Source organism: Enterobacter sp. KB-280D8 (assembly GCF_041399405.1).
GTDB lineage: Bacteria > Pseudomonadota > Gammaproteobacteria > Enterobacterales > Enterobacteriaceae > Enterobacter > Enterobacter cloacae_N.
Genome location: NZ_JBGKEC010000004.1, coordinates 108,066 through 124,078 on the forward strand (window position 1 = coordinate 108,066; position 16,013 = coordinate 124,078).

Annotated in this window: 15 protein-coding genes; 3 read left to right on the forward strand and 12 right to left on the reverse strand. The window is 55.7% G+C overall.

Annotated features, from left to right (window positions below; genetic code table 11):
• Positions 1–15 precede the first annotated feature (15 nt).
• From coaE to yacG, 3 genes are read left to right on the forward strand one after another with little or no spacing between them, the layout of a single operon-like run.
• On the forward strand, positions 16–636 hold the full coding sequence (gene coaE, locus AB8818_RS13485; protein ID WP_116342518.1) for a dephospho-CoA kinase: 621 nt from the start codon (positions 16–18) through the stop codon (positions 634–636).
• Positions 636–1,379 (forward strand): cell division protein ZapD, encoded by a 744-nt coding sequence (gene zapD, locus AB8818_RS13490; protein ID WP_028015517.1) that lies wholly within the window; start codon positions 636–638, stop codon positions 1,377–1,379. Before coaE ends, zapD begins: the two co-directional genes overlap by 1 nt.
• Positions 1,380–1,388: 9 nt before the next feature.
• Positions 1,389–1,583, forward strand: a complete 195-nt coding sequence (gene yacG, locus AB8818_RS13495; protein ID WP_028015516.1) for a DNA gyrase inhibitor YacG — start codon at positions 1,389–1,391, stop codon at positions 1,581–1,583.
• Between the two features lie 34 nt (positions 1,584–1,617).
• Here yacG and mutT read toward each other — a convergent pair whose 3' ends face one another.
• The 12 genes from mutT to murD form a co-directional block, all read right to left on the reverse strand.
• Positions 1,618–2,010 carry an 8-oxo-dGTP diphosphatase MutT gene (gene mutT / locus AB8818_RS13500; protein ID WP_116342516.1) on the reverse strand — a complete coding sequence of 131 codons (393 nt, stop codon included), beginning with the start codon at positions 2,008–2,010 and terminating at the stop codon, positions 1,618–1,620.
• 56 nt (positions 2,011–2,066) lie between these two features.
• Positions 2,067–4,772: a preprotein translocase subunit SecA gene (gene secA, locus AB8818_RS13505; protein ID WP_116342514.1), complete on the reverse strand. Its 2,706-nt coding sequence runs from the start codon at positions 4,770–4,772 to the stop codon at positions 2,067–2,069.
• A gap of 57 nt (positions 4,773–4,829) precedes the next feature.
• The gene (gene secM / locus AB8818_RS13510) at positions 4,830–5,333 is read right to left on the reverse strand and encodes a secA translation cis-regulator SecM (RefSeq protein WP_163330317.1); all 504 of its coding nucleotides are present in this window, start codon (positions 5,331–5,333) and stop codon (positions 4,830–4,832) included.
• Positions 5,334–5,614: 281 nt separating this feature from the next.
• The gene (gene lpxC, locus AB8818_RS13515; protein ID WP_061099229.1) at positions 5,615–6,532 is read right to left on the reverse strand and encodes a UDP-3-O-acyl-N-acetylglucosamine deacetylase; all 918 of its coding nucleotides are present in this window, start codon (positions 6,530–6,532) and stop codon (positions 5,615–5,617) included.
• A 101-nt stretch (positions 6,533–6,633) separates the two neighbouring features.
• A complete protein-coding gene (ftsZ, locus tag AB8818_RS13520) occupies positions 6,634–7,785 on the reverse strand; it encodes a cell division protein FtsZ (protein WP_008501978.1) in 1,152 nt (383 codons plus the stop codon).
• 63 nt (positions 7,786–7,848) lie between these two features.
• Positions 7,849–9,105: a cell division protein FtsA gene (ftsA, locus tag AB8818_RS13525; protein WP_006173845.1), complete on the reverse strand. Its 1,257-nt coding sequence runs from the start codon at positions 9,103–9,105 to the stop codon at positions 7,849–7,851.
• Entirely contained in the window at positions 9,102–9,944 is an 843-nt protein-coding gene (ftsQ, locus tag AB8818_RS13530; RefSeq protein WP_116342512.1) for a cell division protein FtsQ, read from the reverse strand. The genes ftsA and ftsQ overlap by 4 nt, the downstream gene beginning before the upstream one ends.
• Position 9,945: 1 nt before the next feature.
• Complete coding sequence (locus AB8818_RS13535; protein ID WP_192981997.1) at positions 9,946–10,866, reverse strand: D-alanine--D-alanine ligase; 921 nt, start codon at positions 10,864–10,866, stop codon at positions 9,946–9,948.
• Positions 10,859–12,334 (reverse strand): UDP-N-acetylmuramate--L-alanine ligase, encoded by a 1,476-nt coding sequence (murC, locus tag AB8818_RS13540; RefSeq protein WP_116342508.1) that lies wholly within the window; start codon positions 12,332–12,334, stop codon positions 10,859–10,861. The genes AB8818_RS13535 and murC overlap by 8 nt, the downstream gene beginning before the upstream one ends.
• A gap of 56 nt (positions 12,335–12,390) precedes the next feature.
• Positions 12,391–13,455, reverse strand: a complete 1,065-nt coding sequence (murG, locus tag AB8818_RS13545; RefSeq protein ID WP_116342506.1) for an undecaprenyldiphospho-muramoylpentapeptide beta-N-acetylglucosaminyltransferase — start codon at positions 13,453–13,455, stop codon at positions 12,391–12,393.
• Positions 13,452–14,696: a cell division protein FtsW gene (ftsW, locus tag AB8818_RS13550; RefSeq protein WP_028015508.1), complete on the reverse strand. Its 1,245-nt coding sequence runs from the start codon at positions 14,694–14,696 to the stop codon at positions 13,452–13,454. Before ftsW ends, murG begins: the two co-directional genes overlap by 4 nt.
• Positions 14,696–16,012 carry a UDP-N-acetylmuramoyl-L-alanine--D-glutamate ligase gene (murD, locus tag AB8818_RS13555; protein WP_166710111.1) on the reverse strand — a complete coding sequence of 439 codons (1,317 nt, stop codon included), beginning with the start codon at positions 16,010–16,012 and terminating at the stop codon, positions 14,696–14,698. The genes ftsW and murD overlap by 1 nt, the downstream gene beginning before the upstream one ends.
• Position 16,013 lies beyond the last annotated feature (1 nt).

Here is a 16,013-nt window from a genome sequence, read left to right on the forward strand (position 1 = left end):
CCAGGATTTGATTTAATGGGGTATATCGTCGCAGTAACCGGCGGCATCGGTAGTGGCAAAAGTACCGTTGCGGACGCGTTTTCTCGTCTCGGCATCGCGATTATTGATGCCGATATTATTGCCCGTCAGGTGGTAGAGCCCGATACACCCGCGCTAAAGGCCATCGCAGACCATTTCGGTCAGGCAATCATCAATGCCGACGGCACGCTGAACCGCCGTCAGCTTCGCGAATATATTTTTTCTGATTCTGCGGAAAAAGCCTGGCTTAATGCCCTGCTCCACCCCATTATCCACCAGGAAACTCAGCGTCAGATAGCCGCAGCCCGCTCGCCCTATGTCCTGTGGGTGGTTCCGCTCCTGGTGGAAAATCAGCTGTATAAGAAAGCCAATCGGGTACTGGTGATTGATGTCACACCCGAAACGCAAATCCAGCGAACCATGACGCGCGATCACGTCTCGCGTGAACATGCTGAACAAATTCTTGCCGCTCAGGCCACGCGCGCTCAGCGCCTTGCCGTTGCGGATGATGTTATTGATAATAACGGCGCACCAGATGCCATTGCATCGGATGTTGCCCGTCTGCACGCGCAGTATCTGACGTTCGCCGCGCAGGCCGTTGCACAGGAAAAACCATAATGTCCACTCACATTCTTTTTGAGCACCCGCTTAATGAAAAAATGCGTACCTGGCTGCGCATTGAATTTCTTATCCAACAGCTTTCACAACATCTTCCTGTTAACGATCATGCCACGGCGTTGCACTTCTTTCGCAACGTAGGCGATCTGCTGGATGTGATTGAGCGTGGCGATGTCCGTACGGAGCTGTTGAAAGAGCTGGAGCGCCAGCAGCGTAAATTACAGGCCTGGGCCGAAGTGCCGGGCGTGGATCAAAGCCGGATTGACGCCTTACGTCAGCAATTGAAAAACAGCAGCACAACGCTGATGGCAGCGCCGCGCGTTGGGCAATATTTACGAGAAGACCGTTTGATTGCGCTGGTGCGCCAGCGCCTGAGCATACCGGGCGGTTGCTGTAGCTTTGACCTGCCAACGCTGCATATGTGGCTGCATATGCCGCAGGAACAGCGCGATCGTCAGGTAAACAGCTGGCTGGGCAGCCTGGAGCCGATGAATCAGACGTTATCGCTGATCCTCGATCTTGTGCGTAACTCTGCCCCATTCCGCAAGCAAACCAGTCTCAACGGTTTTTATCAGGACAACGGCGACGACGCCGATCTTCTGCGTCTAAATCTGTCTCTTGGCGAGCAGCTTTATCCACAAATTTCCGGGCATAAAAGCCGTTTCGCGATCCGCTTTATGCCGCTGGACAGTGAAAATGGCACCGTGCCGGAACGCCTCGATTTTGAACTGGCCTGTTGTTAAGGAGTGCCAATGTCTGACGTCACCACCGTAAACTGCCCAACCTGTGGCAAAACCGTTGTCTGGGGCGAAGTGAGTCCATTTCGCCCATTCTGCTGCAAGCGCTGTCAGCTCATTGACCTGGGCGAATGGGCGGCGGAAGAGAAACGTATTCCGAGCGAAGGGGACCTCTCGGATAGCGATGACTGGAGCGAAAGCCAGCAGTAACGTTCAAAGCCTGCTGGCGCTTCGTCCGGCAGGCCTACATATTTGCCGCTAAGCGGCGGATCACAGGCTCATTGGCTGGCGGGAATTTATCGGCATCACTGGCCTGAAGTTCCACCCAGTTACCCGGCTGTCCTTCTTTTCCCCATGGGTCACCTTCCCAGCTTTCCACCAGCCAGAACCACAGCGTGATGTGCCTGTCGGGAAACTGGTATTCCAGCTTATCAAACAGCGTGGCGCCAAGCGGGGTAATCCCCACCTCTTCCTGCAGCTCACGCACCAGCGCCTCTTCCGGCGTTTCTCCTGATTCGATTTTCCCACCAGGAAACTCCCACTTGTTCGCCATATGGGCGTCGGCAGCGCGCTGGGTGATGAAGATTTGGTTTTGCGGGTTGCGAATAATCCCGACGGCAATTTGCAGTATTTTCATAGTTTCACTTCCATAAAAAAGGCGCAGATGTCTGCGCCTTTTCTTTTTTTATGAACTTAGTTCAGACGGCCGTGGCAGGCCTTGTATTTTTTACCAGAACCACATGGGCATGGATCGTTACGACCCACTTTACGATCGCCGGTCTGCGCGGCGATCGCTGCTGCGGCTTCGCTTTCGTCGGTCTGGTGGCTCAGCTGCTGCATCTGCGCCAGACGCTCAGCTTCTTCACGACGCTGCTGCTCCATCGCTTCCACTTCTTCCGGCATACGCACCTGAACCTTACTCAGGGTGCTGATCACTTCATACTTCAGCGACTCCAGCATAGAGGCAAACATGGAGAAGGATTCGCGCTTGTACTCCTGCTTCGGATCTTTCTGTGCATAGCCACGCAGGTGGATACCCTGACGCAGGTAGTCCATCGCCGCCAGGTGCTCTTTCCACAGGGAGTCCAGCGTCTGCAGCATCACGCCTTTTTCGAAGTGACGCATCATCTCAGCGCCAACCACTTCTTCCTTACGCTTGTAAACCTCCAGCGCGGTTTCAAAGATACGTTCGCGCAGGGTCTCTTCATGAAGCTCAGGCTCTTTGTCCAGCCACTCTTTGATTGGCAGATCGAGATCGAAGTCGTTTTTCAGGCGTTCCTGCAGGCCTTCAACATCCCACATCTCTTCCAGAGACTGCGGTGGAATATGCGCGTCGATGGTGGCTTTGAACACATCCTCGCGGATGCTGTTGATGGTTTCGCTCACGTCGGACACGTCCAGCAGTTCGTTACGCTGGGTGTAGATTGCACGACGCTGATCGTTGGCAACGTCATCGTATTCCAGCAGTTGCTTACGAATATCGAAGTTGCGGCTTTCCACTTTACGCTGGGCGTTAGCGATCGCTTTAGTCACCCACGGGTGCTCAATGGCTTCGCCTGGCTTCATGCCCAGCTTACGCATCATGCCGGACACGCGGTCGGAGGCGAAAATACGCATCAGCGCATCTTCCATAGACAGATAGAAGCGGGAAGAACCGGCGTCCCCCTGACGACCCGCACGGCCACGCAGCTGGTTGTCGATACGACGAGATTCGTGACGCTCGGTACCAATGATGTGCAGGCCACCGGATGCCAGCACCGCGTCGTGGCGCACCTGCCAGTCGGCTTTGATCTGCGCGATCTGCTCTGGCGTTGGGTTTTCCAGCTCTGCAACTTCAGCCTGCCAGCTACCGCCCAGCATAATATCGGTACCACGACCCGCCATGTTGGTGGCGATGGTCACGGCTGCCGGATAGCCAGCCTGAGCAACAATGTCTGCTTCTTTAGCGTGGAACTTGGCGTTCAGAACGTTGTGCTTGATGCCAGCTTTGGTCAGTTCGTTAGAAACCACTTCAGATTTCTCGATGGAGATGGTCCCCACCAGAACCGGCTGACCATTGGCAGTACGGTCACGAATATCTTCGATGATCGCCTGAATTTTTTCGGCTTCGGTCATGTACACCAGGTCCGGCATATCCTTACGGATCATCGGACGGTTGGTTGGCACAACCACGGTATCCAGCTTGTAGATGGAGCTGAATTCAAACGCTTCGGTATCTGCAGTACCGGTCATCCCTGCCAGCTTCTCGTACAGACGGAAGTAGTTCTGGAAGGTAATAGACGCCAGCGTCTGGTTTTCGTTCTGGATATCCACGCCTTCTTTCGCTTCAACGGCCTGGTGCAGACCGTCAGACCAGCGACGACCCTGCATGGTACGACCGGTGTGTTCATCGACGATAATGACTTCACCGTCTTTCACGATGTAGTCGACGTCGCGGGTGAACAGCGCGTGCGCACGCAGCGCGGCGGTCACGTGGTGCATCAGCATAATGTTGCTCGGAGAGTACAGAGACTCGCCTTCTTCCATAATGCCTTCAGCCACCAGCAGCTCTTCAATTTTCACCAGACCACGTTCGGTCAGGTTCACCTGGCGCGCTTTCTCATCAACGGAGAAGTGGCCTTCACCCTGGAAGGTATCGGAGTCTTCTTTCTCCTGGCGCAGCAGGTGTGGAATGATTTTGTCGACTTTACGGTACATGTCAGAGCTGTCTTCGGCCGGGCCGGAGATGATCAGCGGGGTACGCGCCTCATCGATAAGAATGGAGTCAACCTCATCCACCAGCGCATAGTGCAGCTTGCGCTGGACGCGCTCTTCCGGGCTGAACGCCATGTTGTCACGCAGGTAGTCGAAGCCGTATTCGTTGTTGGTACCGTAGGTGATATCAGCGTTATACGCTTCACGCTTGGCGGGCGCCGGCAGGCCGGACATGTTGATGCCGACGGTCATGCCGAGGAATTCGAACAGCGGACGGTTGTTTTCGGCATCACGCTGGGCCAGATAGTCGTTGACGGTAACGACGTGAACGCCCTTCCCGGTCAGTGCATTCAGGTAAGCCGGCAGCGTTGCGGTCAGTGTTTTACCTTCACCGGTACGCATTTCCGCGATGCAGCGCTCGTTAAGCACCATACCACCCAGCAGCTGAACGTCGAAGTGACGCATGCCAAATACGCGTTTACTCGCTTCACGCACAACCGCGAAAGCTTCCGGAATAAGGCTCTCCAGGGTTTCGCCTTTTTCCAGGCGCGCGCGGAATTCCGCGGTTTTCGCCTTCAGCTCATCATCAGAGAGCTTCTCCATCGCCGGTTCCATACCGTTGATGACGTTTACAGCTTTGCGCATACGGCGCAGGGTACGATCGTTACGACTACCGAAAACTTTGGTTAATAATTTGATTAGCATAATAAATTCTCAAACGCCCCAGACGGGCAGATAAATTAAGGTATTGAAAAAGTTAATTTAGCTGAGGCGTTGAGGCCCGGCGCGGATGCCGTGAACCTGGCTAATCCATGTCGAAACGGAGAATGATACAGGGGAGACAAACCCGGTTTGCGCCGTCTGACTCACGTTCACAGGCGGCTGGTTGTCCTGCGTCAGAAGCGCATTAAGCGTATCGAGCAGGGCAAGATGCTGAGCCTGAACCGGCAGCGTTTCTTCAGCAACAGGCATCGTCTGCGGCGCCATCGCGAACGACAGATGACGGATAACCGTGCGGATGGCGTGCTGCTGCCAGTAATCAACGGAGAAATTAGGACGACGGCTGGCTTCAAGCCACGCGAGATTAGTAAAATTAACCCGCGTCGAGAGATCGTGTTTAGTCGTAGTGGAACGTGCTGGTGTCGCTGCTTCCGCACTGTTGCTGAGCGCAGGCAAGCCGAAACTCGCCGCGACCATCCCTAATAAGAGATGCGGCCAGAAGTAACGTCTGCCAAATTGTCGCCAGCGCGTCAGTATTCCGCTCACTTGCTCCACCACATTCGCCCGCCAGTGCAGGCTGAGTTCAGTTATTCTTTTTTTAGCGCCCAGATATTACCACTAAAGCCACTACACAGCAGCAGGAATGACACCTCGTAGCAGGTAAAAACGGTCAATAATGCAGCGAACACACCGTTATTCGGCACCCGACAAAGGCCAGGGAATAGAGGGACAAATCACAGAAGGGCAGAAATAAAAACGACTGGCTTCCCTGGTCGGAGAGAGTACCAGGTGAACCAGTCGCTTTTCTTACGAAACGGCGTTAACCGTTACGCCAGGACCATAGTCGGTGCTTTGAACGCCAGCGGCAGCTCAGCTTCGTCTTCGAAGGTCACATATTCCCAGGCTTCCTGTTTTGCCAGGACGGCCTGCAACAGTTTGTTGTTCAGTGCATGACCGGATTTAAACGCGGTAAATGCACCAATGATGTTGTGACCACACATGAAGAGGTCGCCGATCGCGTCCAGCATTTTGTGACGAACGAATTCATCTTCAAAACGCAGGCCGTCTTCGTTCAGTACGCGATAATCGTCAACAACGATGGCACAATCGAAGCTGCCGCCCAGGCACAGGCCGCGGGACTGCAGATATTCGATATCACGCATGAAGCCAAACGTACGTGCGCGGCTGATCTGGCGCATAAACGCATCAGCAGAGAAGTTCATCGCATAGCGTTGGGTGCTGGCATCAATCGCCGGATGGTTAAAGTCGATGGTAAAGTCCAACGAGAAACCATTGTACGGTTTGAATTCAGCCCACTTGTCGCCATCTTCGACGCGAACGGTCTCTTTAATGCGAACAAATTTCTTCGCACAGTTCAGTTCTTCGATGCCGGCATCCAGCAACAGATAAACGAACGGCGCAGCACTACCATCCATAATCGGGATTTCTGGCGCATCGACTTCAACAATAATGTTGTCGATACCCAGACCCGCCAGGGCGGCGTTCAGGTGCTCTACGGTAGAAATCCGCACGTCATGCTCGTTCACCAGACAAGTACAGAGCATAGTATCACGCACAGATTTGGCATCGGCCGGAAAATCTACCGGTGGATTCAAGTCGGTGCGACGATAGATGACCCCGGTATTGGCCGGCGCAGGGCGTAACGTCAGTGTGACTTTCTTGCCGGTATGTAAACCGACACCCGTCGCCTGAACGATACGTTTAAGTGTCCTTTGTTTGATCATCGTATAATCTCGCCAAATTAACTATCCAACCGAGAGTGTATATCACTAACGGTGGGCCAGTTTAGCACAAAGAGCGCAAATCCCCAAATTCCAGCCAATTCTTAGTCAGCTTGCTTACGCAGGAACGCCGGGATGTCCAGATAATCTGGCTCTTTTGCCGTTTGCGGCGTTGGGTCGTTCACCACTTTCGCGGCCGGTTTTTGCTCCTGAGTCAGAGGAGACATACCGTGCTGCTGGTAACGATCCATTACCGGTTGCTGAGTCTGCTTGTTGGTCACCAGGGTGATCTCAGGACGCTTGTCCATACCGATACCGGTCGCAACAACGGTAACACGCAACTCGTCGTTCATTTCCGGGTCAAGAGACGTACCGATTACCACGGTCGCGTTGTCAGAGGCGAACGCACGGATGGTGTTACCCACGGTTTCGAATTCATCCAGACGCAGGTCAAAGCCAGCGGTAATGTTGACCAGCACGCCGCGCGCACCAGACAGATCGATATCTTCCAGCAGTGGAGAAGAGATAGCCATTTCAGCCGCTTCTTCAGCACGGTCTTCACCGCTCGCCACGCCAGAGCCCATCATCGCGTAGCCCATTTCGGACATCACGGTGCGAACGTCTGCAAAGTCAACGTTCATCAGGCCAGGACGGGTAATCAGTTCAGCGATACCCTGAACCGCGCCTTTCAGCACGTCGTTTGCCGCGCCGAAGGCGTCCAGCAGGGAGATACCGCGACCCAGAACTTTCAACAGTTTGTCGTTCGGGATAGTGATCAGCGAGTCCACATGCTTGGACAGCTCGGTGATACCCTGCTCCGCGAAGGCCATACGCTTTTTGCCTTCGAAGTTGAAAGGCTTGGTCACGACAGCAACGGTCAGGATACCTAAATCTTTTGCCACTTCAGCCACAACAGGTGCTGCACCGGTACCAGTACCGCCGCCCATGCCTGCTGCGATGAAGACCATGTCCGCGCCTTCCAGTGCAGCACGCAGGGCTTCACGATCTTCTTCAGCCGCGTTACGGCCGACTTCCGGGTTAGCTCCAGCCCCCAGGCCTTTGGTGATACCACCGCCGATCTGGATAGTCTGGCCAACTGCCGTCTTACGAAGTGCTTGCGCATCGGTGTTAACTGCAAAGAATTCAACACCTTCAATGCGTTCACGCACCATATGCTCTACGGCGTTACCGCCGCCGCCACCGACGCCGATGACTTTAATCACCGCGTCGTTGGTCAGTTCCATAGGTTCAAACATAATTTCTCTCTCCGTTGTGCCTGTCGCCCGAGACCGCTAATTCTCTCCGGTCTCTTTAAAAAATTAAAACTCTTTTCGCAGCCAGTTGTTCAGTCGTTTGACCCACGACCCCACTGAGACGCGTTTTTCCACTTCTGCTTCACCACTGAGATGAGATTCCTTCCCGTAGTGGAGCAGGCCCACTGCCGTTGAATAGTACGGCTCCTGGGCATAATCCGTTAAACCGGTAATATTCAGCGGCGCACCAATACGCACCTGCGTATGGAACACGCGCTGAGCGCAGGCCGCAAGACCTTCAATTTGCGCTGCACCGCCGGTTAATACAATCCCCGCCGCAAGATGATGTTTCACGCCCTGCTGACGAAGCTGTTCCTGTAACTGTAAAATCTCTTCGTTGACCAGGTTGAGCAGCTCGGTATAGCGTGGCTCAATCACCTCTGCCAACGTCTGGCGCTGCAGGCTACGCGGCGGACGACCGCCCACGCTCGGCACTTCAACGCTCTCATCTTTGCCAACAATAGACCCCAGCGCACAGCCGTGGCGCACTTTAATCGCTTCTGCATCGCTCGGTGGCGTACCAAAAGCGTAAGCAATATCGCTGGTCACAACGTTCCCTGCGTATGGGATCACTTTGGTGTGGCGCAGCGCACCGCCGGTATACACGGCCATGTCCATTGTACCACCACCAATATCGACCACACAGACACCCAGTTCACGTTCGTCTTCGGTCAGCACGGAATAACTTGCCGCCAGACCGGCGAAAATAAGTTGGTCAACTTTCAGGCCACAACGTTCAACGGCTTTTACAATGTTCTTCGCCATATCGTTGTGACATGTGATCAGGTGCACTTTTGCCTGCATACGCACGCCAGACAGACCAACCGGGTTCTTGATCCCTTCCTGGTAGTCGATCGCATACTCCTGCGGGATCACGTGCAGCACGCGATGCTCATCGCGAACGCGCACGGACTTCGCCGTATGCACAACGTTTTCAACGTCTTCCTGCGTCACTTCTTCTTCGGAAATCGGCACCATACCGATTTCGTTCTGGCAGCTGATGTGCTTGCCAGAAAGGGCCAGATAGACAGAAGAAATCTGGCAATCTGCCATTAATTCAGCCTGATCGATGGCGCGCTGTACGCACTTCACCACCGACTCAAGGTCGTTTACCCCACCTTTATCCATACCACGGGACGGGCAACTGCCCACGCCAATGATATTGACCATACCGTCGGGCAGAACTTCCCCTACTAAAGCGGCAACCTTCGCGGTGCCAATCTCCAGTCCAACTACCAGTTTTCTGTCCGTCGCCTTGATCATTGTTGTTCTGCCTGTACCTGTGCCTGATTCTGTTGCTGATTAGGTTCCTCGACCGGAGCCGGCTCCCAACCGACTGCTGCGCCTGAGTCATAGCGCAAATCAACGTAGCTTATCCGTTTGCCGTCCGTCTGCGCCTGCTGCTGTAAAACCGGGTAAAGTTCTACAAAACGCGCCAGACGTTTCATTGTGTCGCCGCGTCCCAGGTTGAGCTTAATGCCGTTCGTCAACGTCAGCTGCCAGGAGCGGCGCGCCGTCATCGCAGCATCTTTTAACGTAAACCTGTCCTTCGCCAGCACCTGGCCCATTTCACGAAAACCCTGCAATACTTCGTTTTCGCTGCCTTCCGGGCCATACAACATCGGTAAATTTTGCTTGTTGACACGATCGCTCGGGACGCTGAAGGAATTTCCGTCTACGTCAACCATGTGCTGATCATTCCAACGCGCAATGGGCACATATTCAACCAGATGAATCTTCAATTCATCAGGCCATTGTTTTCTGACACTCGCCTGTTTTATCCATGGCAGACGTTCAATCTGGCTCTGAATAATATTGACGTCCTGCGTCATAAAGGTGCCGGGCGATCCCAGCGCCAAAATTGACTGGCGAATATCATCGTTACGCGTGTAGTGACGCTCACCGGTCACCACCAGCTTCGACAGCGGCAGCCGCTGCGCATCTTCCATCCAGCCCAGCACCATCCAGCCGCTGATAAACACGGTGCACAGCACCCCGAGCAGGAAAATAATCCCTGCAAGACGCGTTCCATTACTCCGGCGTGAAGAAGTATATTCTTCTTCGTCATCGCGGTTGCGCGTGTTCAATGCAGCCTGAGACATATCAGCCCGCCTGGTCCAGAATACGTACGACTAACTGAGAGAAGCTCATTCCCGCCTGACGCGCCGCCATCGGCACAAGGCTGTGGCTGGTCATTCCCGGCGAAGTATTGGCTTCCAACAGATAAAACTGCCCGTCATTGTCCTGCATCACATCAATGCGTCCCCAGCCGCGACACCCGAGAACATTCCAGGCTTTTACCACCAGGGACTGTAATTCGGCTTCACGCTCACCTTCAAGACCACAAGGGCAGAAATATTGCGTCTCATCAGAGAGATACTTCGCCTCATAATCATAGAAGACTCCGGCGGGTTGGATGCGAATTGACGGTAAAATTTCTTCGCCAAGCATCGCGACGGTAAATTCCGGCCCGCTGAGCCATTTTTCAATCAGAACTTCTTCATCGTGTTGAAATGCCAGCGCTAAAGCAGATGACAAATCTTCAGCTTTATCGACCTTTGACATCCCGACGCTCGACCCTTCCCGGCTCGGCTTTACAATAACCGGTAAGCCCAGTGACGCAATGCGTGTATTAACGCTGTCCGACAGGCCCAATTCAAATTCGCGACGGGTCAGCGCCACCCAAGGTGCAACAGGTAGCCCCGCGCCCTGCCAGAGTAACTTACTGCGCAGTTTATCCATAGAGATGGCGGAAGCCATCACGCCGCTGCCGGTGTAAGGCATGCCGATCAGATCCAGAAGCCCCTGCAGGGTTCCGTCTTCACCGCCACGACCATGTAACGCGATAAAGACCTTATCGAAGCCCATCGCTTTTAATTGCGTCACGTCGACCTCTTTTGGATCGACCAGGTGCGCGTTTACGCCGCCTTCACGCAGGCCCGCCAGCACGGCAGCCCCGGAATTCAGGGAAACCTCGCGCTCGGCGGAGGTGCCGCCAGAGAGGACTGCAATCTTATCAGCCATGATGCTCATCCTCCTGGGTTTGCGGCTTCAGTTTGATTTCAGCTAAAGTACGGGCGATTTTGCCGATATTTCCCGCACCCTGAATCAGAATCAGATCGTTACCGGTCAGGACCGGTGCCAGAATTTCCGCCACCTGCGCCGGATCAGATACCAGAATAGGGTCAACTTTACCGCGCCCGCGAATGGTACGACACAGGGAACGACTGTCCGCGCCCGGAATCGGCGTTTCGCCTGCGGCGTAAACATCCAGCATCAGCAGGGTATCCACCTGCGACAGGACGCTGGCGAAATCGTCATACAGATCGCGGGTACGCGTGAAGCGGTGCGGCTGGAAGATCATCACCAGATTCTTCTCCGGCCAGCCCGCGCGTGCGGCTTTGATGGTCGCGTCCACTTCGGTCGGATGGTGACCGTAGTCGTCTACCAGCATCGCGGTGCCTGGCTTACCATTCACCGCATCCAGCGGGAATTCACCGAGGAAGTCGAAGCGACGCCCCGTGCCCTGGAAGCTTTCCAGCGCGCGCAGGATCGCTTCATCGTCAATGCCTTCTTCCGTCGCAACAGCCACTGCCGCAGCGGCGTTGAGCGCGTTATGGCGCCCAGGCGCATTCAGCGTGACGTGCAGCAGCTCTTTGTCCTGACGCGCCAGAGTGAAATGGCCCTGCGCACCAATCTGTTTGTACGCTTCCACGCGGACGTCAGCGTCTTCGCTGAAACCATAGGTAGTGATTTGACGACCGACGCGCGGCAGCAGCTCGCGGATCACCGGGTCGTCGACGCACATTACCGCACGCCCATAAAACGGCAGGTTGTGCAGGAAGTTGATAAAGGTCTGCTTTAAGTTCTCGAAGTCGCCCTGGTAGGTATCCATATGGTCAGCTTCGATGTTCGTGACAATCGCCACCATCGGCTGCAGATGCAGGAACGACGCGTCACTCTCATCCGCTTCCGCAATCAGATAACGGCTGTGGCCCAGACGCGCATGCACGCCTGCCGCTTTCACCAGACCGCCGTTGACGAACGTCGGATCGAGCCCGGCTTCCGCATAAATACTGGAGACCATCGCCGTGGTCGTGGTTTTACCGTGGGTGCCGGCAATCGCAATGCCGTGACGGAAACGCATCAGTTCCGCCAGCATTTCAGCACGGCGGATCACGGGAATGCGCGCTTCATGCGCGGCAACGATTTCCGGGTTGTCAGAGGAGATGGCGCTTGAGACCACCACCACGCTCGCATCGCGCACGTTTTCCGGGCGATGGTTGAAATAGATAGTCGCCCCAAGCGACGCCAGCTGCTGCGTTACAGGGTTTGGCGCCAGGTCAGACCCGCTGATCTGATAGCCTTCGTTAGCTAACACTTCGGCAATACCGCCCATGCCAGCACCACCGATGCCAACAAAGTGAATGTGCCGGACGCGACGCATCTCGGGCACGATTGAACGCAGTTTTGCCAGTTGTTGTGTATTCATTCTCTAAACGCCATCGACTACTTAAAATTCGTGCCGCGCTTCACGCGCTGCGAGGGTTAAGCCTGGGCTGCCAGGCTCACTTCTTTTGCCACCCGTTCTGTCGCATCCGGGATAGCAACCGCGCGCGCGCGTTGTGCCATCTCCAGCAGTGCGTCTCTGTTCCAGCCCGCCAGGGTGGTGGCGACCGCATCGGCGGTAAATTGTGGCTGTTCAAAAATTTTCGCCGCGCCGGCTTTCTCAAGCGGCAGCGCATTCCAGTACTGCTGTCGGTCTTTGTGCTGGAACGGCACGAACAGCGCGGGTAAACCGGCGGCGGCAATTTCGCTCACCGTCAGCGCCCCCGAGCGGCAGACCACGACATCGGCCCAGGCATAGGCTGCGGCCATATCGTCAATAAATTCCGTCACTTTATGCTGCGGTTTTCCCGCTTCGGCATAAGCCTGCTCAACGGTCTGCTGAGCGCCTTTTCCGCTCTGGTGCCAGATCGTCACGGCATCCCCCAGCTTTGCCGCCACCTGCGGCATCGTCTGGTTTAAAATACGCGCCCCCTGAGACCCACCGACAACCAGCACACGAACCGGACCTTCACGTCCCGCCAGGCGGGCATCCGGCAGCGGTAGCGCCAGCACGTCCACGCGCACCGGGTTGCCCACCACGTCCGCTTTCGGGAACGCGCCGGGAAACGCCTGCATCACTTTGGTCGCGATTTTCGCCAGCCACTTGTTGGTCAGGCCGGCAATACCGTTCTGCTCATGCAGCACAACGGGAATACCCAATGACCATGCGGCCAGCCCGCCGGGTCCAGAGACATAGCCGCCCATGCCCAGCACCACATCGGGCTTAAAGCGCTTCATGATGGTCCGCGCCTGACGCCAGGCGTTGAAAATACGCACCGGTGCCAGCAGCATGGCCTTGAGGCCTTTTCCCCGCAGGCCAGAAATTCGAATAAAGTCGATCTCGATACCGTGCTTCGGTACCAGGTCGGCCTCCATGCGGTCTGCGGTTCCCAGCCAGCGTACCTGCCAGCCCTGATCCATTAAATGGTGCGCAACCGCCAGTCCCGGGAACACGTGTCCGCCGGTACCGCCCGCCATCACCATTAACCGCTTCGGTTGATTCATCGTGAACCTCGTGTAAACGCCTGGGCTTTCTCCAGACGCGTCTCATAATCTATGCGTAACAAAAACATAATGGCCGTCGACATGATCAACAGACTCGAACCACCATAGCTGATCAGCGGCAACGTCAGACCTTTGGTCGGCAGCATACCCGCTGCGGCCCCGACGTTAACCAGCGCCTGGAAGCTAAACCAGATACCAATTGAGCAGGCTAAGAAGCCTGAGAAGCGGTGATCGATCTCCAGCGCTTTCCGGCCGATGGACATAGCACGGAAAGCGACGAAGAATACCATTAATAGCGCTAATACCACACCGATATAACCCAGTTCTTCCCCAATAATGGAGAAGATGAAGTCAGTATGCGCTTCCGGTAAATACTCCAGTTTCTGAACCGAATTGCCCAGGCCTTGTCCCCAGACTTCACCGCGGCCAAACGCCATCAGCGACTGCGTCAGCTGATAACCGCTGCCGAACGGATCTTCCCAGGGGTTCCAGAATGAGGTAACGCGGCGGATACGGTAAGGCTCAGCGAGGATCAGCAGCACCACCGCTGATATCCCCATTCCGATAATGGCAATGAACTGCCACAGCTTGGCCCCTGCCAGGAACAGCATCGCCAGTGTCGTCACGAACAGCACCACCACAGTACCGAGGTCAGGCTGCGCCAGCAGCAGAATCGCCAGCACCAGAATCACGCCCATCGGCTTTAAGAAGCCGCGAAGGTTATTACGCACCTCATCGACCTTACGGACCAGGTAGTTCGCCAGATAGCAGAACAATGAAAGCTTGGTAAATTCCGCTGGCTGAATACGCAGCGGGCCGAAGGCGATCCAGCGCGATGCCCCGTTAACGGAGCTCCCGACAACCAGCACGATCAACAGCATGATGATAGAAGCGATCAGCATCGCGGTACTGTGCCGCTGCCAGAACGCCATCGGCAGACGAAGCGTCACCAGCGCCAGGCAAAACGCCAGAATGATGTACAGCCCGTCACGCTTGGCGAACAGGAAGGGATCGTTCGCCAGACGCTGCCCGACGGGCATGGAAGCCGAGGTCACCATGATAAAGCCGATCGCCGCCAGCCCCAGCGTCAGCCAGAACAGGGTGCGATCGTACATAATCAGGCTATCGGAATCTTTATCCCGTGAAGCCATCACCCAGCCTTTAAGCGCCGCAAACAGCCACACCAGGATCCCAAATCCTGGCAGGCGCGGCATTTTCAGGCGAGGGAGAGATAAACGCATCAGCCTAACTCCTTCGCAAGGCGGGTAAAGACATCGCCACGCTGTTCGAAATTCTTAAACTGATCGAGGCTGGCGCACGCCGGGGAGAGCAGAACCATGTCGCCAGGCTGCACGCGCGGGGCGATCAGGCGCATCGCCTGTTCCATCGTTTCAGTTTGCTCGGCAATTTCCGGGCGTAGTTCAGCCAGCTCGCTGCCGTCGCGGCCAAAGCAGTACAGGCGGATGTTATCGCCGGTGAGATACGGCTTCAGGGAGGAGAAATCTGCGGATTTGCCGTCTCCCCCCAACAGCAGATGCAGGGTACCGTCAACGTGCAGACCGTTCAGCGCGGCCTCCGTGCTTCCCACGTTGGTCGCTTTGGAGTCGTTAATCCAGCGCACGCCGTTATGCTCCAGCGCCAGCTGGAAACGGTGCGCCAGGCCGGAAAACGTGGTCAACGCTTTCAGGCTGGAAGAGCGCGGCAGCCCTACGGCATCCGCAAGCGCCAGCGCCGCCAGGGCATTGGTGTAGTTGTGCTGGCCGGAAAGCTTCATCTCTTTCACGTTCAGCACTTTCTCGCCTTTCACGCGCAGCCAGGTTTCTCCCAACTGACGGTTCAGATGATAATCACCCATGGTGATACCAAAGCTGATACAGCGCTCATCCGCGCCACGCACGGGCATGGTCAGCGCGTCATCGGCGTTAACCACGCAGACTTTGGCGTTTTCGTATACGCGCAGCTTGGCCGCGCGGTACTGCTGCAGACCAAATGGATACCGGTCCATATGATCTTCAGTCACGTTGAGGATTGTTGCCGCCGCCGCATGCAGGCTGGAGGTGGTTTCAAGCTGGAAGCTGGAAAGTTCCAGAACGTACAGCTCGCAGCCTTTGTCCAGCAGCATCAGCGCGGGCAGACCGATATTGCCGCCTACCCCTACGTTCATGCCTGCGGCTTTTGCCATTTCACCCACCAGGGTGGTAACGGTGCTTTTGCCGTTAGAACCGGTGATCGCGATAACCGGCGCCTGCGCTTCGCGGCAGAACAGTTCGATATCGCCAACAATCTCAACGCCCGCATCCGCGGCAGCGCTCAATGAAGGGTGCGCCAGCGCCATTCCCGGGCTGGCGACAATCAGATCGGCTGCCAGCAGCCAGTCATCATTCAGACCACCAAGGTGGCGTTCAACCTGTTCCGGCAGCTTGTCCAGACCCGGCGGAGAGACACGCGTATCCATCACGCGCGGCGTAACGCCGCGCGCAAGGAAAAAGTCCACGCAGGAGAGGCCTGTAAGGCCTAACCCGATGATAACGACTTTTTTGCCCTGGTAATCTGCCATG